This window comes from Nocardioides sp. P4_G4, from assembly GCF_056401085.1.
In genome coordinates this window covers 1-17,766 of the sequence record NZ_JBFUKA010000056.1, presented here as the reverse complement: position 1 = coordinate 17,766, position 17,766 = coordinate 1, and the positions used below count along the sequence as shown (strand labels likewise).

At 73.0% G+C, this 17,766-nt stretch carries 13 protein-coding genes and 1 pseudogene; 5 read left to right on the top strand and 9 right to left on the bottom strand.

Annotated features, from left to right (window positions below; genetic code table 11):
• Nucleotides 1–24 precede the first annotated feature (24 nt).
• The 4 genes from AC1DQF_RS14075 to AC1DQF_RS14060 all read right to left on the bottom strand — a co-directional run bounded on the left by AC1DQF_RS14075 (nt 25) and on the right by AC1DQF_RS14060 (nt 5,119).
• A complete protein-coding gene (locus AC1DQF_RS14075) occupies nt 25–1,257 on the bottom strand; it encodes an SfnB family sulfur acquisition oxidoreductase (RefSeq protein WP_477525844.1) in 1,233 nt (410 codons plus the stop codon).
• Nucleotides 1,254–2,387 carry a dimethylsulfone monooxygenase SfnG gene (gene sfnG, locus AC1DQF_RS14070; protein ID WP_477525843.1) on the bottom strand — a complete coding sequence of 378 codons (1,134 nt, stop codon included), beginning with the start codon at nt 2,385–2,387 and terminating at the stop codon, nt 1,254–1,256. Before sfnG ends, AC1DQF_RS14075 begins: the two co-directional genes overlap by 4 nt.
• A gap of 171 nt (nt 2,388–2,558) precedes the next feature.
• Nucleotides 2,559–3,866: an acyl-CoA dehydrogenase family protein gene (locus tag AC1DQF_RS14065; RefSeq protein WP_477525842.1), complete on the bottom strand. Its 1,308-nt coding sequence runs from the start codon at nt 3,864–3,866 to the stop codon at nt 2,559–2,561.
• An 11-nt stretch (nt 3,867–3,877) separates the two neighbouring features.
• Nucleotides 3,878–5,119 carry an acyl-CoA dehydrogenase family protein gene (locus AC1DQF_RS14060; RefSeq protein ID WP_477525841.1) on the bottom strand — a complete coding sequence of 414 codons (1,242 nt, stop codon included), beginning with the start codon at nt 5,117–5,119 and terminating at the stop codon, nt 3,878–3,880.
• 226 nt (nt 5,120–5,345) lie between these two features.
• Between AC1DQF_RS14060 and AC1DQF_RS14055 the strand changes: the two genes are divergently transcribed.
• Entirely contained in the window at nt 5,346–6,377 is a 1,032-nt protein-coding gene (locus AC1DQF_RS14055; protein ID WP_477525840.1) for a LysR family transcriptional regulator, read from the top strand.
• A gap of 179 nt (nt 6,378–6,556) precedes the next feature.
• Nucleotides 6,557–7,267, top strand: a pseudogene (locus AC1DQF_RS14050) (NYN domain-containing protein); the annotation flags it as partial.
• 555 nt (nt 7,268–7,822) lie between these two features.
• Here the strand turns inward: AC1DQF_RS14050 and hemE are convergent.
• A complete protein-coding gene (gene hemE / locus AC1DQF_RS14045; RefSeq protein ID WP_477525839.1) occupies nt 7,823–8,851 on the bottom strand; it encodes a uroporphyrinogen decarboxylase in 1,029 nt (342 codons plus the stop codon).
• A gap of 73 nt (nt 8,852–8,924) precedes the next feature.
• Here hemE and AC1DQF_RS14040 point away from each other — a divergent pair, with 73 nt between their 5' ends.
• Both AC1DQF_RS14040 and AC1DQF_RS14035 read left to right on the top strand, forming a co-directional pair.
• Nucleotides 8,925–9,542, top strand: a complete 618-nt coding sequence (locus tag AC1DQF_RS14040; RefSeq protein WP_477525838.1) for a DUF3000 domain-containing protein — start codon at nt 8,925–8,927, stop codon at nt 9,540–9,542.
• 2 nt (nt 9,543–9,544) lie between these two features.
• Nucleotides 9,545–10,879 (top strand): ribonuclease D, encoded by a 1,335-nt coding sequence (locus tag AC1DQF_RS14035; RefSeq protein ID WP_477525837.1) that lies wholly within the window; start codon nt 9,545–9,547, stop codon nt 10,877–10,879.
• A gap of 128 nt (nt 10,880–11,007) precedes the next feature.
• On the opposite strand, the gene AC1DQF_RS14030 is transcribed toward AC1DQF_RS14035, so the two are convergent.
• The 4 genes from AC1DQF_RS14030 to hrpA form a co-directional block, all read right to left on the bottom strand.
• Nucleotides 11,008–12,381 (bottom strand): extracellular solute-binding protein, encoded by a 1,374-nt coding sequence (locus AC1DQF_RS14030; RefSeq protein ID WP_477525836.1) that lies wholly within the window; start codon nt 12,379–12,381, stop codon nt 11,008–11,010.
• 94 nt (nt 12,382–12,475) lie between these two features.
• Entirely contained in the window at nt 12,476–12,895 is a 420-nt protein-coding gene (locus AC1DQF_RS14025; RefSeq protein WP_477525835.1) for a type II toxin-antitoxin system PemK/MazF family toxin, read from the bottom strand.
• 135 nt (nt 12,896–13,030) lie between these two features.
• Entirely contained in the window at nt 13,031–13,630 is a 600-nt protein-coding gene (locus AC1DQF_RS14020) for a hypothetical protein (RefSeq protein ID WP_477525834.1), read from the bottom strand.
• Between the two features lie 17 nt (nt 13,631–13,647).
• Nucleotides 13,648–17,457 (bottom strand): ATP-dependent RNA helicase HrpA, encoded by a 3,810-nt coding sequence (gene hrpA / locus AC1DQF_RS14015; RefSeq protein ID WP_477525833.1) that lies wholly within the window; start codon nt 17,455–17,457, stop codon nt 13,648–13,650.
• Between the two features lie 110 nt (nt 17,458–17,567).
• Here hrpA and AC1DQF_RS14010 point away from each other — a divergent pair.
• Nucleotides 17,568–17,766, top strand: a 199-nt coding sequence (locus AC1DQF_RS14010; protein WP_477525832.1) for a hypothetical protein, incomplete at its 3' end; no start/stop codon positions are given.

Below are 17,766 nucleotides of genomic sequence, written 5' to 3'. Positions count from 1 at the left end.
GCCGGCGCCGGGGCCGGTCTTCCCTCAGAGCTGTCCGTGGTTGGGCGGCAGGGTGCCGTCGACGGCGTACCGGCCGAGGTGCTGGACCTTCCACGCGGCCGGGTCGTGCAGGGTGTGGGTGCGCGCGTTGCGCCAGTGGCGGTTGAGGTTGAGCCGGTCGAGGGCCGAACGGGTGCCGCACACCTCGAAGAGGCGGCTGCTGACGTCGACGGAGACCTGCGACCCCGAGGCACGCGCAGCGGCGACCGCGAGGCTGGCGGCCCCGGCCGTCTCGGCGTCGAGGTCGGCGTCGGCCGCCTCGACGGCCCGGCCGGCCTCGCGCAGCAGGGCCTCCGCGCCGCGCACGGYGAGCTCCATCTGACCGAGGGCGTGCACGACGAGCGGGTCGTCGGACGCGCGCTCCACCTCGGCGTCGGGGTAGGGCCGGCTCTTGGTGAGCACGAAGACCGCCGCGTCGTCGAGGGCCGCGCGGGCGATGCCGACGTCGAGGGCCGCGTGCAGCAGCTGGGCGAACGCCCCGTAGGTCTGCGGGCCCTCGAAGGTCAGGTGGAACGGGGTGATGCGCGAGGCGTCGACCTCGACGTCGACCAGCTCCACGGTGCCGCTCGCCGTGGTGCGCTGCCCCATCCCGGCCCAGTCGTCGGTGACGGTGACGCCGGGGGCGTCACTCTCGACCCAGGCCACGTGCAGCGGTCCGTGGCCGGGGTCGGACAGGGTGTCGAGGTGCGCCAGGACCGGGATCCAGTGGGCGAAGAGCGCGCCGGTGGCGTAGCCCTTCGTGCCGTCGAGGCGCCAGCGGCCGCCACCCGCCGGGGTCAGCGTCGTCCGGATGTCGCGGACGTGCTTGGTGGCGATCTCGGACTGGGCGTTGCCGAAGCGCTTGCCGGCCAGGACCTCGCCGAAGAAGAACTCCTGCTGCGCAGGGGTCCCCTGGTGGCGCATGGCGTTGACGTAGACGAAGTGGCTGTGCGGCACCTGGGCGACGTTGGGGTCGCCGCTGGCGAGGATCCGGAAGACCTCCGCGAGGGTGCCCGCGCGCAGGTCGGCGCCGCCGTACGCCGCAGGGACGGTGATCGCGAGCAGGCCGGACCCGGAGAGCCGGTCGAGCTCGGCGCCGGGCAGGACCCGGTGCAGGTCGCGCTCGGCCGAGGTGCCGGCGAGGTCGATCGCGAGGTCACGTGCGACGGCGACCGCCTCCCGGGCGGTCAGGACCGGGACGGTCCCGGGCTCGGGGACCACGTGGACGGCGGCGCTCACGCGACGCGCTCCTGCTCTGCGGCCTCGAGCTCGCGCACGATCGGGAGGACCTGCTGGCCGAAGTGCTCGACCTCCTCGTGGAAGTGCAGGAAGCCGAGGAGGAAGAGGTCGACGCCGCGACGCTTGAAGTCCATCATCCGGTGGGCGACCTGCTCGGGCGTGCCGATCAGGCCGGTCCGGAAGCCGTCGTTGTACTGCACGAGGTCGGCGAAGTCCGAGTCCTGCCACATTCCGCGCTTGTCCCCGGTGGACTGCCCGGCCTGCCGGACCGCTGCGCCGAAGCCCTCGACGGCCTCGGGGTTGGCCTTGGCGATGATCTCCTCGAGCGTCGCGTGGGCCTGCGCCTCGTCGTCGCGGGCGACCATGAAGCCGTTGACGCCGACCTTGACCCGGCGTCCCGCGGCGTCGGCGGAGGCTCTCACGCCGGCGATCTGCTCGGCGATGCCGTCGGGGGTGTTGCCGTTGGCGAAGTACCAGTCGCTCACGCGGCCGGCCATCGACTGCGCGACCGAGGAGTTGCCGCCCTGGAAGATCTCCGGGGTGGGGCGCCCCGCCAGGTCGAGGGGCTTGGGCTTCATGTCGAAGTCGTGGAGCTGGAAGAAGTCGCCCCGGTACTCGGCGTGCTCGTTGGTCCAGATCTCGCGGACGTAGGAGATGAACTCCTCGGCCATCCGGTAGCGCTCGCCGTGCTCGAGCCAGCGCACGCCCATGGAGACGGCCTCGTCCTTGAACCAGCCGGACACCACGTTGATCGCGGCGCGGCCGTTGCTCAGGTGGTCGGCGGTGGCGATGAACTTCGCCAGTACGCCGGGGTGCCACATGTAGGGGTGCACGGCGGAGATCACCTTGAGGCGCTCGGTGGCCAGCAGCAGCGCGAGGCTGAAGCTGGTGGACTCGTGCTGGTAGGCGGCGCCGTACGACGCGGTGTAGCGCACCTGGGTCAGCGCGTAGTCGAACCCGTTGTCCTCGGCCAGGCGCGCAAGCGTCTTGTTGTACTCGAAGCCCCAGTCGGTGCGCTGCTCGATGTCCGAGATGACCAGACCGCCCGAGACGTTGGGCACCCAGTAGGCGAACTGCAGCGGCGCGGTGGCCGGCGCCGTGGCGGGTGCGTCGTGCGAGGTGGCGTTCATGGGATCTCCTCGATTGAACTCTATGTCTATCAAAACTATGGACAATGCGGTGGCCAAAGGCAAGCCGCCACGGGTCTCCCCGCGCCACACGTTGGCGAGGGGGTGGGAGGCAGCGCCTCCCACCCCCGTGGCGATGCCGGTGCGTAACCGGTCAGTCGGTGTCGACGCGCCTCACCCGGTGGGCTGCACCCACTCCTGGGAACGACGGGTGGCGCCGATGGCCCATGCGTACGGCGGCGGGGTGCCATTGACGAGGTGGGCGCCCACGACGCGGGACTTGAGGATCCGCGGGTTGTGCGAGGCCACCGTGCGGGCGTTGCGCCAGTGCCGGTCCAGCCCCTCGGTCCGCGCGGTCGCCGAGGCACCCAACGCGTCGAAGAGGTCGCTGGTCGCCCGCAGCACCAGGTCGGACACGACCACCTGGGCGGCCGCCGACTCCAGCTCGCCGACCTCGACGGCCGCCGCCACCCGGTCCGGCCGCGCGGTCGCGAGGTCGGCCACCACCTGGAGGCTGGCGGCCACCCGGATCGTCGCCGCCTCGGCGGCGTACACCGCGGCACCGATGTCGCCGATCCGGGCGAGCACCTGGGCGTCGTCGCGCACCCGTGGGGCGTTGGCGTGGGAGTAGTTGCGGGTGCGCGCGCGGACCCGGTCGACGACGTCGTCGAGCGCGGCCCGGCCGATGCCCACCAGGGTGGCGAGGAGGTTGAGCTGGTAGAGGGCGGTCTGGAAGGGGAAGCGGTCCCCGAACGGCAGCACGTGTGCGGCCGGGACCCGCACGTTGTCGAAGGTGGTCGTGCCGCTGCCCGTGCCCTTCTGGCCGAAGCCGTCCCAGTCGTCCACGACCGTCACACCCGGGTGGCGCGTGTCCACGATGGCGATGGCGAAGTCGTCGTCCGCCTCGTCGGGGCGGTCCGGGGTGACGACCCGGACGTAGACGTCGGCCCACTCCGCGAAGATGCTGCCGGTCGTGTAGTACTTCGTGCCGTCGAGCCGGTGGTCGCCGCCCTCCAGCGGACGCAGCGTGGTGCGCTGCGTGTCGATGGTGGTCGAGCCGACCTCCGACCAGGCGTTGCCGGCGATCTCCCCGGCGACGAAGCGGTCGAACCACACCCGCTGGTCGTGGCCGCGGGCGTGCTGCCACAGGCGGTCCTCCGCGAGCGCGAAGTGCCCGCGGAAGGCCTGCGGCAGGTTGGCGTCGACGGAGGCGAGCTCGATCCACAGCTGCGTGAGCTCGGGGAGGGTCGCGCCTCGTCCGCCCAGCTCGGCGGGCACGCGGACCGCGCCGAACCCCGCCTCCTTGAGCAGGCGTACGGCGTCGACGGGCAGCGCGCCGTCCAGCTCACGCTGGAGGACCCCGCCACGGATCTCGTCGAGCAGGGGCTGCCACTCGGTGCGCAGTTGCCGCAGCAGGGGCGTGTCGTGGGCGGGTGCACCGACGGCGTGGCGCGCCTCGGGACGCGTGTCGAGCGTGGTCATGGTGTGGCTCCTCAGGTGTACCAGGTGGGCTCGGGGATCTCCCCGAGCAGGGCGTAGCGACCGACCTCGGCGCGCTTGTGGGCGATCGGGTCGTGCAGGCTGTGGGTGCGGATGTTGCGCCAGAAGATGTCGAGCCCCACCGAGCTCGCGGTCGCCCGCGCGCCGGTGACCTCGAAGATGCGACTGCCCACGTCGAGGCCCACGTCGATCGCGACCTGCTTGGCCGCCGCGATCACCACCGCCGCGCGGCCCCGCTCCTGCGGGGTGACGGTGTCGGCGTGCTCGTTGATCTGCTCGATCTCGCCGGCCGCCCGCTCGGCGAGGGCCTCGGCGGCCCACAGCCGCGACTGGAGGTCGCCGTACGTCTCCAGGACGTGGAACTCGTCGGAGCCGCGCTGCTTGACGTCCGGGGTGTAGGGCCACGGCCGGGTGCGCTCGCGGGTGTAGGCGGACGCGGTCGTCAACGCACCCTGGGCGATGCCGAGGTAGAGGTTCGCGAAGATCAGCTGGATCAGCGGGACATTGAGCGTGTTGTAGGTGCGCGGGACGAACGCCCAGCCGTCGGGCCCGTGGACGTAGCCGGCAGCCGACTCCCACCCGACCCGGACGCCGTCGATGGTGACGCCGCCGCTCTCGGTCAGGCGTTGGCCCAGGTTGTCCCAGTCGCCGTGGAAGCGGATGGCCGGCTGGTCGGTGGGCACGATGGCGAACACGTGCGCCTCGGTGCCCTCGATGATGCCCTCGAGCACGGTCACGTCCGAGATGCGCCCCCCGGTGGAGAAGGACTTGCGACCCGAGAAGACGAGCTCGTCACCCTCGATCCGGATGGTCAGGTCGTCGTCGCGCGGGTTCACGGCCCCACCGAAGAACCACTGCTCCACGGTCGCCGCCTGCTCCACCGCCTCGACCTGCTCCGGGGTGCCGACCAGGCGAGCGGCCCACGCCCAGAGGTAGTGGTAGCCGAGCAGCTGCCCGATCGAGCCGTCGCCGGCCGACACGGCGCGCACGACGCGCAGCGCCGTGGTCCAGTCCTGGCCCCCGCCGCCGTGCTCGGTGGGGCCGAGCAGGGTGACGAGCCCGGACTCCTTGAGCAGCCGCACCTCCGCGTGCGGGGGCTGGTTGGCCCGGTCCCGTTCGACCGCGTCCACCGCCAGCCGCGTCGCGACCTCGTGGGCGCGAGCGATCCAGTCCGAGGGAGTCCGCGGGGAGGCTCCAAACGGGGCGAGCACCGACTCGGGGGCAGGTGTGGTCACGGAGGACTCCTTCGCTGACAGCGGGACAGCGCCCGCTTCCGGGTTCTTGCAATGATGTTTGTACTGGTATTTATAGTGCTTTACTAGACTTTAGACAGGCGTGACCCCCGGACACCACGAGGGCGCGGCAGGTTTTCCCGGCCACGGGTGCGAGGCCGCACCCGGGCACCCACCGCTCGACCCCACCGCTCGACCCCACCCTCGGTCCACCCCCAGGAGCAGCCGGATGCGCATCGAACAGCTGGAGTACGTCGCGGCCGTCACCACCCACGGATCCCTGCGCCGGGCGAGCGAAGCGCTGCACATCTCACAGCCCGCCCTGAGCGAGGCGGTCACCAAGCTCGAGCGCGAGCTCGGCCTCACCCTGCTCGACCGGCACCGGTCGGGCTCGCGGATCAGCCGGGAGGGCCTCGACCTCCTCCAGCACATGACCGAGGTCCTGGAGTCGGTGGACCGGCTGCGCGAGGCGGCGGGCGACCAGGCGGTGCGTGCCCGACAGCTGCGCATCGGCACCGTCAACACCGCGAGCTCGACCCTGCTGGCCCCCGCCCTGCGGGACCTGCACGCGCGCCACGGCTCAGCCGGCGCCGAGGTCGTCAACGCCCAGCAGTCCGAGATCCACCAGCGCCTCGCCGAGGGCACCCTCGACCTGGGCCTGGTCAACGTGCTGCCCGGCGACGACGTCCCCGCCGGGCTGGTGGCGGGCGAGCTCATCCACGGCCAGCCCGTGGCCTGCCTGCGTACCGACCACCCGCTCGCCGCACTCGACGAGCTGACCGTGGAGCACCTGAGGGCCGAGCCCTTCGTGGGGATGCGGCCCGGCTACGTGATGCACCGTTACGCGCACCGCCTCTTCGACGGCAGCCTGCCCGCGACGACGTACTCGACGGACGGCGCCGAGATGGGGAAGGCGATGGTGGCCGAGGGGCTGGGCCTCGCGATCCTGCCCGACTTCTCGATCTCGGCCGACCCGCTCGTGGTGGCCGGGGTGATCACCACCCGGCCGATCCGCGGCGACGGCACGACGGTCTCGTTGCTCATGCTGCGTCGTCGGGCCGAGCACGTCCCGGCACCCCTGCGCCACCTCCAGGCCGCGCTGCTCCGGCACGCCGGCAGCTACCGGGGGGCGAGTGCCACGACAGCTCCAGGGGCGACAGGCGGAGCCGATCCCGTCCTCGGCAGAACCGTGCAGGGCGAGAGCCCCGCGGAGGGCACCGCGCCGAATTTGTCCAGTAACTTGATCACCATGGTCCAGTAGTGAGGACCACCCCAGCCGGGTCGTCGGCGCGTGAACCGTCGACGGTCCTCCGCGGGCGGACGTGGGCACGCGACCCGTCGACGTCCACCGCGGGCACCACGGGCGCGGGCCGGGAGGCGACCACCCGGCCCGCGCTTGCGGCGTACCGGATCGGCACGAACCCTCAGTAGGGTGCCGGTGTGGACCACGACCCCAGCAGCAGTGTCCGGATCGCCGTGCTCATCGACGCCGACAACACCTCACCGAAGTACGCAGAGGCGTTGCTCGAGGAGCTCGCCAAGTACGGCACCCCGACCATCAAGCGCGCGTACGGCGACTTCTCGTCCCAGCGACTGAGCGGCTGGACCCGCGAGCTCAACGCCCGCGCCATCCGCGCCATCCACCAGAACGCCTTCACCGTCGGCAAGAACTCCACCGACTCGGCGCTCATCATCGACGCGATGGACCTGTTGTACGCCGGCAACGTCGAGGCCTTCGCGCTGGTGAGCAGCGACTCCGACTTCACCGGTCTCGCCCTGCGGCTGCGCGAGTCCGGCAAGGTCGTCTACGGCCTCGGGCGCCAGCGCACCCCGCAGTCGCTGCAGAACGCCTGCGACCGGTTCATCGCCCTCGAGGTCCTGGGCGAGGAGTCCGCCGAGCCGGCCGGGTCCCGCGAGCCCGCCAGCAGCGCAGACGACTCCGGCCCGGTCGACCCCGGCGACGCGGACGACGCCCCGCAGCTCAACCTGGAGAGCGCCCTGACCCGCGCGGTCAACGCGACGGCCGACGACGAGGGCTGGACCACCGTGTCCGGTATCGGCAACCACCTCAGCCGCACGCAGGCGAGCTTCGACCCGCGCAACTTCGGGCACGCCAAGCTCTCGTCGCTGGTGGCGGCCCAGCCGTACCTCGAGTCGCGGACCGAGGGCCGCCAGATCCTGGTGCGGCTCAAGGGCCAGCCGGTGAAGGCCACGAACGACAAGACGGCGAACGACAAGACGGCGAACGACAAGACGGCGAACGACAAGGCGGCGAGCGACAAGGCGGCACCGGCGAAGTCCGCGGCCGCCAAGGCGGCGCCCACCAAGACCGCGCCCACCAAGACCGCGCCCGCGAAGGCCGCCGTGGCCACCAAGGCCACGCCCGCGAAGGCCGAGCCGGAGCCCGCCGCCCAGGAGCCCGCCGCCCAGGACGAGACCCCGGAGCAGGCCACCAAGGCCCCGGCGGCCAAGGCCACGAAGACCACCCGGACCAGGTCGAGGACGGCCAAGGCGACGAAGGCCGCGGAGGCCCCGGAGGCCGAGGAGCCGGCACCGGAGCCCGAGGTGACCCCGCCGAGCGTCACCGGCAGCGCGACCACCCGGCCGACGGTGACCAGGACCCAGCGGCGTACCCCGGTCAAGAAGGCGGCGGCGAAGAAGGCCTGACCTGACCGGAGGGGGCGGATCGGATCGGCAGGACGCGGTTCAGCGGGGGTAGGACTGCACGAACTCGGTCAGCCGCTTGAGTTGGTCGGGGTCGGTGCTGGGGATGACCCCGTGGCCGAGGTTGAAGATGTGCCCCTTCGCGGCCCGGCCCGCCTCGATGATCTCGCCGGCCCGGGCGGTCATCACCTCGGTCGGGGCGAAGACGAGGGTCGGGTCGAGGTTGCCCTGGACGACCTTGTCCCCCACGAGCGGGATGGCGTTCTCGAGCGGGGTGCGCCAGTCGACGCCCACGACGTCGGCCCCGGCCTGGCCCATCAGGCCGAGCAGGTTGGTGGTGCCGACGCCGAAGTGGATGCGCGGCACCCCGAGCTCGCCGGCGGCCGCCAGGACCCGGGCCGAGTGCGGCATCACGTGTGCGCGGTAGTCGGCGGGCGTCAGCGCCCCGGCCCACGAGTCGAAGAGCTGTACGGCGCTCGCCCCGGCCTCGACCTGGATGCGGAGGTACGTCGCGGCCATGCCGGCGATCTTGGTCATCAGCGCGTCCCACACATCGGGGGCGCCGAACATCATCGCCTTGGTCTTCGCGTGCTCCTTGGAGGGACCGCCCTCGACGAGGTACGACGCGACGGTGAACGGGGCCCCGGCGAAGCCGATCAGCGGGGTGCCGCCGAGCTCACCCACCAGGCCCTGGACCGCCTGGGTGATGAAGGGGACGTGGTCGGCCGTGAGGTCCTCGATCGCCGCGACGTCGGCCAGGGTGCGCACCGGCTGGGCCACCACCGGACCGACGCCCGGCTTGATGTCGAGGTCGACACCGACCGCCTTGAGCGGCAGCACGATGTCGGAGAAGAAGATGGCCGCGTCCACGCCGTACCGACGCACGGGCTGGAGGGTGATCTCGGTGACCATGTCGGGGTCCATGCAGGCGTCCAGCATCGCGGTGCCCTCGCGCAGCGCGAGGTACTCGGGCAGCGAGCGGCCGGCCTGACGCATGTACCAGACGGGGGTGTGACCGGGGTCCTCCCCACGCGCGGCTCGGAGGAACGGGCTGTTGGCGAGGCTGGTCACGCTGCGAATCCTCGCAGGTCAGGCGGCGTGGCGACACATCGTCGCGGGCCCCACCTGACCTACTGTGGAGCGCATGGTGGCCCGTCAGGAGTCGCACCCGGCAACGGGTGCCGCCGGTCCCGCGGAGTTCCGCGCGGCGGCAGAGCAGATGCGAGCCGCTGCGGTCCGTCCGGAGATCTTCTGCGAGGAGATGCCGGCCCCGCAGCGCATCGCCCCGTGGTCGACCGCACTGTCGGCCGACGTGACCGTCGACGAGGTGGACCTCGGCACCGGCCGCATCATCCTGCTCCACGACCCCGCCGGCAACGACGCCTGGGAGGGCACCTTCCGCTGCGTCGCCTACGCCCGCGCCGAGATCGACCCGGAGCTCATCAGCGACCCCATGCTCGCCGCCGTGGGCTGGACCTGGCTGACCGAGGCCCTCGACGCACACTCCGCGAAGTACGTCGCCGCCTCCGGCACCGTGACCAGCGTGGCCACCGAGAGCTTCGGCGGGATGGCCGACGAGGACGGCACGGCCCAGCTCGAGGTGCGCGCGTCCTGGACGCCGGTCACTGACGAGCTCGGCGTCCCCGACATGAGGGCGCACGTCGAGGCGTGGGCCGAGCTGCTGTGCACCGCCGTCGGCCTGCCGCCGGTGCCCGAGGGCGTCACCGCCATCCCGAGCCGGCGCGGTCAGCGCGGCTCCTGACGATGACCCGACGCCGAGCAACTCCCGAGCCCGAGACCGACCAGGTCGCGGATCCCGACGCTCCCGAGGCTCCCGAGGTCCCGCTGCTGACCCTGCGCGACGGACTCCCCGGGATCACCGACACCGAGGACGGGCTGGCCCGGGCGTGCAAGGCGCTCGCCGCGGCCACCGGCCCGGTGGCCATCGACGCCGAGCGGGCGTCGGGCTACCGCTACTCGGCACGCGCCTACCTCATCCAGCTGCGCCGGGAGGGTGCCGGCACCTGGCTGGTCGACCCGATCGCCTTCGAGTCGCTGGCGCCCCTGCAGGAGGCCCTCGCCGGCACCGAGTGGATCCTGCACGCGGCGACCCAGGACCTGCCCTGCCTGCGCGAGGTGGGCCTCGAGCCGACCTCGTTGTTCGACACCGAGCTCGCCGGCCGTCTGCTCGGCTATCCCCGCGTCGGGCTCGCCACCCTGGTCGAGACCCTGCTGGGCCAGCGGATGCGCAAGGAGCACTCCGCCGCCGACTGGTCCACGCGCCCGCTCCCCGAGGCGTGGCTGGAGTACGCCGCCCTCGACGTCGAGGTGCTCGTCGAGCTGCGCGACCTGATGGCCACCGAGCTCGAGGAGACCGGCAAGGCCGCCTGGGCGCGCCAGGAGTTCGACCACCTGCTCGGCTTCGAGCCCGCGGTGCGCCAGGAGGCGTGGCGCCGGGTCTCCGGCGTGCACAAGCTCCGCGGGCGCCGCTCGGTGGGGGCCGCCCGCGCCCTGTGGGAGGCGCGCGACGAGATCGCCTCACGTCGTGACGTCACGCCGGGCCGGGTCATCCCGGACGGCGCGATCGTGGCCGCCGCGGCCGCGCTGCCCACCGACCGTGGCGCGCTGCTCGGCACCCAGGGCTTCCACGGCCGGGGAGCCGACCGCTACGCCAACACGTGGGTGCGCACCATCCAGGCCGTGCTCGAGATGCCCGAGGACGACCTCCCGACCCGCGCCCCCCGCCAGGAGGGTCCCCCGCACCCGCGGATGTGGGCCGACCGCGACCCCGTGGCCGACCGCCGCTTCAAGGCTGCCCGCGCGGCGATGCTCACCCTCGCCGAGGAGCTCGGCCTGCCGGTGGAGAACCTGCTGACGCCCGACTTCGTGCGCCGCACGATGTGGACGCCGCCCACGACCCGCGAGCCCGCCGACCTCGCCGACGCCCTGCGCCRGCAGCTGCGCGACCTCGGCGCCCGCCCCTGGCAGGTCGAGCTGGTCACCGGCGCGCTGACCGGTGCGGTGCTGGTCGGGGACATCGAGCCGCCCGAGGCGACCGAGGACGAGCTCCTCGACGACGGGGCCGACGAGGACGCCTGACCGTCGGCCGGTCCTGCGCAGGTGCGCGGGACAGAGGCTGCGGTACCACCAGAGCTCGCGCACGTGCGCGAGCTGGCCATGTCCCGGACCGTCATTCACGCGCACGCGCACGACCGCCCACGCGGGACTCACTGCGACGGTGACTCGCTCGGATCCTCGTCGGGGCTGAGCACGGCCTTCGACGCCTCGTCGATCTGCTCGGTGGCCTGCTCGAGGTCGAGCACACCGGGGTCGGTGACCAGGTCGTCGATCATCGGGCCCACGGCGTCGGAGAGCTCCTCGCCGTTGTCCAGCAGCGGCGGGATCACCATGCCGCGGATCGCGGTGTTGAAGACCTTGGACGTGAGCGGCTGGCGGCCGGGGCCGAGGAACACCTCGGAGCCGGCGACCTCCGTGTTGGCGGGCACGATGTAGCCGGTCCGGGTGACCGTCTCGATGGCCGAGTCGGACACGGCGTAGGCCAGGAAGTCTGCGGCCTCGTTGACGTGCTCGGTGTCGGCGGAGATGCACAGGCCGTCGATGTCGCCGACCGTGGCCGACTCCTCGAGGGTCGGCATCGCTATGGTGTCGAAGGACAGCTCGGCGCGCTGGCGCAGGTCGGGCACCAGGTCACGGAAGCCCGCGATCATCGCCAGCTTGCCCTGGCGGAAGCGCTGGAGCGCCGAGCTCTCCTCGAGCTCGCTGGGGCTCGGGGTGAGGGCCGAGTCGCGCAGGACCGCCAACGTGCGGTCCAGGGCGTCGACGGTGGCATCGTCGGACAGGGCCAGGGACGTCGGGTCGTCGCTGTCGTCGAAGATCTTCCCGCCGCCGGAGTAGATGAACGGCGCCAGGCCCTGCAGCGTGGGCTCGATCCACACACCGTCGGCCGTGCCACGGCGGGTCGCGAACTGTGCGGCGGCGGTGAACTCGGCGAGGTTCCAGCGGGTGCGGTCGCCCTGCGCGTCCTCGCCGGGGACATCCAGCCCGCGCCGCTCCATCTTGTCGAAGTCGATGAGGTCGTCGTTGTAGTAGATGACCATCGGCGAGACCGAGTAGGCCATGCACTGGAGGTCGTCGTCGAGCGCGAACGCGTCGACGGCGTCGCGGGAGTAGCGGTCGCCGAAGTCGACGCCACGTTCGTCGAGCAGCTGGCTCACCGGCTGGGTGGCCTCGGCCTCGGTGAGGTGGCGCAGGTCGCGGCGCGAGGCCATGAAGACGTCGGGAGCCTCACCGGCCAGCACGGCCTCGAGGGCGGCCTCGTGGTCGGGCCAGGTCACCAGCTCGACCTTGCGGGTCGTGGAGCTGACGTTGAAGGCGTCGACGACCTGCTGGAACGCCGCGAGCTCGTCGGCGCTGCCGTAGGCGCCGAAGGTGAGCCGGGCGACCTCCGTGGGCGACGCGGTCGGCGAGTCGGTGGTCGCGCTGGCCCGCGGGGGCTCCGGGGAGCCGCCGTCGTCGCTGCACGCGGCCAGGCCGGCGCACAGGGTCATCGCGGTCGCTGCGGCTGCCAACCTCCGAAACATCGCCCGTGTCCTCCCGTCGTCGGGGACCCGCTCGTCGGGTCCCATCGTCACAGCGGTCGCAACCCTAGTGGGCGGCTGGGCACCGCCCACATCGCTAACGGTGCTGCTGCGCCGCCGCGACCACGTCGGCGAACAGCTGCGGGTCCAGGGCCGCCCCCTCGCGGCGTACGGCGTCGCGCCCCAGAGCGATGCGCCGGTCCAACCGGACCTCGCTCGGTCGGCGGTGGGAGTCCCAGCCGCCGGTGCCGACGTCCATCCAGTAGCGACCCCAGCGCGCMTCGTCGGCGGCGTCGCGGTCGTGGTCCTGGCTGCTCAGCATCAGGCCCGTCCAACCGCCGGCGGTCTCCTCGAGCACCAGCACCGGGCGGTCCTTGCCCTGGCTCGGGTCGTCCTCGTAGGGCACCCACGCCCACACGACCTCGCCGGGATCCGGCTCCCCGTCGGCCTCCGGGGCGTACGTCGACCGCGACGCCGGGGTCAGGAGGCGGACGAGCCGGTCGCGCAGCGAGGACATCCCCCGAGGATAGGGGGACGGTTCACGGAGTGCGCCGGGCCGGGAGCACCTCACGGCGCATGGCCGCTCGTAGCGGCTTATTTTGGGACCCGGGGCTTCCACAGTCCGGCGCACTCCGAGGTCGAGTGTAGGTCGTCAGTCCAGCGCGTGGCGCATTTCGAGGTGGCCCGCCGACTCCAGCTGCTCGGACAGCGTGAGCATCCTCACGGTGTCGTCGTGGCTGCTCCCCTGCGCTCCGGCGCGGCCGGTGGCCACGACCCGGGCGAAGGCCGCCGCACGCAGCAGGGTGACCGCGAAGTCCCCACCGGCGATGCCGCGCAGCGTCTCGTCGACCATGGCCTTGAGCTCCTCCGGGCCGGGCGGGTCGGCGACCCCGGCGACCACCCGGGCGACCTGGGCGCGGGACCGGCCGGCGTCGTACTCCCGGGAGACGGTGAGCGGCGAGGCGTGCACCCAGGCGCGCAGGACGTACAGGCGCCACAGGCTGCCGGCCAGGGTGTCGGGTGGGGCACCCGCCCAGACCTGGGCCAGCGTCTCCAGCCCCTCGGTCTCGGCGAGGTGGAGCACCCGGTCCACGACGGCCGGGTCGTCGGTGTCGCGGGCCCCCCGCACCAGCAGGGTCGCGGCACGGTCACCGGCCTCGCGGAGCAGGGCCGGGTCGRAGCCGCCCCCGAGGTCCTCGAAGAAGGACGCGCCCGGGGTGGCCGGCTTGTGGTGGCGGGGCTGGTCGGACACGCGCTCCAGCCTAGGCCTCAGGCAAGCGCCTTGCGGATCCGCTGGTCGCTCACCGCGTGCCGGGTGCCGAGGTGCTGGGCCCACAGCGAGACGCGGTACTCCTCCAGCATCCAGCGCACGGCCCGCTGCGACGCGCTCGCCGGGCGCCCGTCGGGCAGGGCGGCGACCTGGTGCAGCCAGGCGTCCTGGAGGTCGGCGATCTGGTCCATCAGCTGGCGGTCCCGGGCGACCTGGGAGTCGAGGCGCTCGCGGCGGTGCTGCACGGCGGCGAGGTAGCGCGGGATCTCCCGCAGCTGGGCGGCGCCCGCCTCCCCGACGAAGCCCGGCGCGATGAGGCGCCCCACCTGGGCGCGCATGTCGGTGAGCGCGGGCAGGGTGGCGAGCTCGGCCCGACCCGACAGCGCCCGGTCGGCGGCGCGCCAGGCGTCGAGCACCCGGATGGCGTCGTGGATGCCGGCCAGCAGCGCCGCGTCGTGGTCACGGCGCACCTGCGCCAGCAGCGCGTCGTACGACGCCTCGTCGCGCACCGTCGGGCGGGCGTCGACGACGTCCCCGACCACGGCGAGGCGCAGGTCCTCGACGAGGGCGGCGATGGAGGGGTACGGCGACCCGACGAGCGCGAGCTTGGCCCGCTGGTCGAGGCCGAGCCGGTCCACCGACGGTGCGGGACCCAGGGCCAGCAGCAGGAGTCGGCGTACGCCGAGCCGGTGCCGGGAGGCGGCCTCGTCGGCGGACGCGAAGACCTGGAGCCCGACGGTGGCGCCCTCGTCGACCAGCGCCGGGTGGCCGCGGACCTCGTGCCCGGCGCGGCGCTGGACGAAGGACTCCTCGATGGTGCCGAAGGTCCACGACGTCCGGCCGGTGGTGCTGACGCCAGAGTCGGCGGCCACGTCGGCGATGGCCTGCGCCAGCGAGGGCCGCAGCGGCTCCTTGAGCGACTCGAGGTCCTTGCCCCGGGCGGCCACGGTCCCGTCGTCGCCGACGACCCGGAAGGTCGGCTGGAGGTGCCCCGGCACCCGCGACCAGTCCCAGGCCTCGCGGGGGACGACCACGCCGGTGCTCGAGCGCAGGTAGCGCTCCAGGGCGTCCAGGATCGGCTCCTCCCCCGGGGGCGTGGCGGCCAGGAACTCGCGGGCCGTGTTGGGGGCGGGGACGAAGCTGACGCGCAGGTTCTTGGGCAGGCTGCGGATCAGCTCGGTGACCAGCTCCTCGCGCAGGCCCGGCACCAGCCACGAGAAGTCGCCGGCGTCGACCCGGTTGAGGGTGCTCACGGGCACCTCGATGGTGAGGCCGTCGTCGGCCGACCCCGGCTCGAAGTGGTAGCTGATGGGGAAGGTCAGGCCCTCCTCGTCGCTGTCGTGCCAGCTGGTCGGGAAGTCCGTCTGCCGGATCTCCTCGGCGCTCGCGTGGGTGAGCATCTCGGGGTCGAAGGTCAGCAGGTCGGGGCGCTCCTGGCGCTCCCGCTTCCACCACTGGTCGAAGTGGGCACCGCTCACGACGTCGGCGCCGACCCGGGCGTCGTAGAAGTCGAAGAGGGTGTGCTCGTCCACCACGATGTCGCGGCGCCGGGCCCGGTGCTCGAGCTCCTCGGCCTCCTCGAGCAGCCGCGCGTTGTCTGCGGCGAAGCGGTGCCGGGTTCGCCACTCGCCGTAGACGAGCGCGTGGCGGATGAAGAGCTCCCGGGCCAGGGCGGGGTCGACCTTGCCGTAGGTGACGAGGCGGTCGGCGACCAGCGGGACGCCGTACAGGGTGACCTTCTCGTGGGCCATGACGGCGGCCCGCTTGGCCGACCAGTGCGGCTCGGACCAGCTGCGCTTCACCAGGTGCGCGCCGAGGTGCTCGGCCCACTCCGGCTTGATGGCGGCGTTCTGGCGCGCCCAGAGCCGCGAGGTCTCGACCAGCTCGCCGGCCATGAGGAACTGCGGCTTGCGGCCCTTGAGGACGCTGCCGGGGAAGACGGCGAACCGGGCGCCGCGAGCGCCGACGTACTCCTGCATCGGGCGGCGCTCACCGGCGCGGGGCTTCTCGCGCTCCTCGAGGGCACCGATGTGGCTGAGGAGGCCGGAGAGCAGGGCCTGGTGGATGCCGTCGGCGTCGGGGACGTCGGCCGGCTGCCCGGCGTCGACCTTCATCTCCTTGCAGACCTGGCGCAGCTGGGACTCGAAGTCCTGCCACTCCCGGATGCGCAGGTAGTTGAGGTACTCGCGCTTGCACATCCGCCGGAAGGCGCTCGAGCTCAGCTCCCGCTGCTGCTGCTTCACGTGGCGCCACAGGTTGAGCCAGGTGAGGAAGTCCGACGTCTCGTCCTTGAAGCGGGCGTGCTGCTGGTCGGCCTGCGCCTGCTGCTCCGCCGGGCGCTCGCGCGGGTCCTGGAGGCTCAGCGCGGCCGCGATGACCACCACCTCGCGCACGCACCCCAGCCGCTTCGCCTCGAGGATCATCCGGCCCAGGCGCGGGTCGATCGGCAGCCTGGCCAGGCGGCGGCCGAGGTGGGTCAGGCGCGGCCCGTCCTGGGGGCGCCCGCCGCGTCGCCGCTGGTCGCTCGCGGGTTGTACGTCGAGGGGTGTCGGGACCTGCGGCTGCATCGCGCCGAGCTCCTCGAGCAGGTCGACGCCGGCGCGGACGTTGCGCTTGTCGGGCGGCTCGACGAAGGGGAACCGGGCGATGTCGCCCAGGCCCAGGGAGGTCATCTGGAGGATGACGCTGGCCAGGTTGGTGCGCAGGATCTCGGGGTCGGTGAACTCCGGGCGACCCTCGAAGTCCTCCTCGCTGTAGAGCCGGATCGCGATGCCCTCCGCGACACGGCCGCAGCGGCCCGAGCGCTGGTTGGCGCTGGCCTGGCTGATCGGCTCGATGGGCAGCCGCTGCACCTTGGTGCGCAGCGAGTAGCGCGAGATGCGCGCGACGCCGGTGTCCACGACGTACCGGATGCCGGGGACGGTCAGCGACGTCTCCGCGACGTTGGTGGCGAGCACGACGCGGCGGATCGTCGAGGGGTGCGAGCTGAAGACGCGGTGCTGCTCGGCGGCGGAGAGGCGGGAGTAGAGCGGGACGACCTCGAGGCGGTCGGACTGCAGGGCGGCGAGGGCGTCGGCGGTGTCGCGGATCTCCCGCTCGCCGGGCAGGAAGACGAGCACGTCGCCCGGCCCCTCCTGCGACAGCTCGCGGACGGCGTCGAGGATCGCCTCGGTCTGGTCGCGCTGGACCGGCTCACCCTCCTCGTCGGACTCGGGGAGCTCGAGCAGCGGGCGGTAGCGGACCTCGACGGGATAGGTACGCCCCGAGACCTCGACGACGGGTGCCTTGAAGTGCGCGGCGAAGCGGTCCACGTCGATGGTGGCCGAGGTGATGATGACCTTGAGGTCGGGGCGCTTGGGGAGCAGCCGGCGCAGGTAGCCGAGCAGGAAGTCGATGTTGAGGGACCGCTCGTGGGCCTCGTCGATGATGATCGTGTCGTACTTGCGCAGCTGGCGGTCGCGCTGCAGCTCGGCGAGCAGGATGCCGTCGGTCATCAGCTTGACCCGGCTCGAGCGGGAGGTCCGGTCGGTGAAGCGCACCTGGTAGCCGACGAGGTCCCCGAGCTCGGTGCCGAGCTCCTCGGCGATCCGCTCAGCGACCGAGCGCGCCGCGATCCGGCGGGGCTGCGTGTGGCCGATCAGCCGCCCCTCGGCGCCGCGACCGAGCTCGAGGCAGATCTTGGGCAGCTGGGTCGTCTTCCCCGAGCCGGTCTCGCCGGCGACGATGACCACCTGGTGGTCGCGGATGGCCGCAGCGATGTCCTCGCGGCGTGCGGAGACCGGGAGCTCGGCGGGGTAGGAGATCTGCACAACCCCGCCATTCTTCCGCACGGCCGCAACCGCTTTGCCCCCGCCCGTCTCTGGGCGTGGTCATCGCTGCCGCACAGGTGGCACACAGGTCCCGGCCGCACCCTCGACCCATGAACGACACGACCCCGCCCCCCTCGGACGAGACCGCCCCCATCGCCGGGCGGCGCCCACCGTCCGGGTCCGCCCCCGACCCCGCAGCGGCACCCACGCCGCCCCCCTCGCCTCCGGCGGCGGATGGTGCCCCCCTGCCGCCCACCCCCGCCGACCCGCCGCCCGCCGCGGCGTACGACGTCCCGCCCGCCCACGACC

Coding starts and splice junctions, on each gene's coding strand:
- AC1DQF_RS14055 (WP_477525840.1), top strand. CDS start 5,346: ATGCGCATCGAACAGCTGGAGTACGTCGCGGCCGTCACCACCCACGGA.
- AC1DQF_RS14065 (WP_477525842.1), bottom strand. CDS start 3,866: ATGACCACGCTCGACACGCGTCCCGAGGCGCGCCACGCCGTCGGTGCA.
- AC1DQF_RS14030 (WP_477525836.1), bottom strand. CDS start 12,381: ATGTTTCGGAGGTTGGCAGCCGCAGCGACCGCGATGACCCTGTGCGCC.
- AC1DQF_RS14040 (WP_477525838.1), top strand. CDS start 8,925: ATGGTGGCCCGTCAGGAGTCGCACCCGGCAACGGGTGCCGCCGGTCCC.
- sfnG (WP_477525843.1), bottom strand. CDS start 2,387: ATGAACGCCACCTCGCACGACGCACCCGCCACGGCGCCGGCCACCGCG.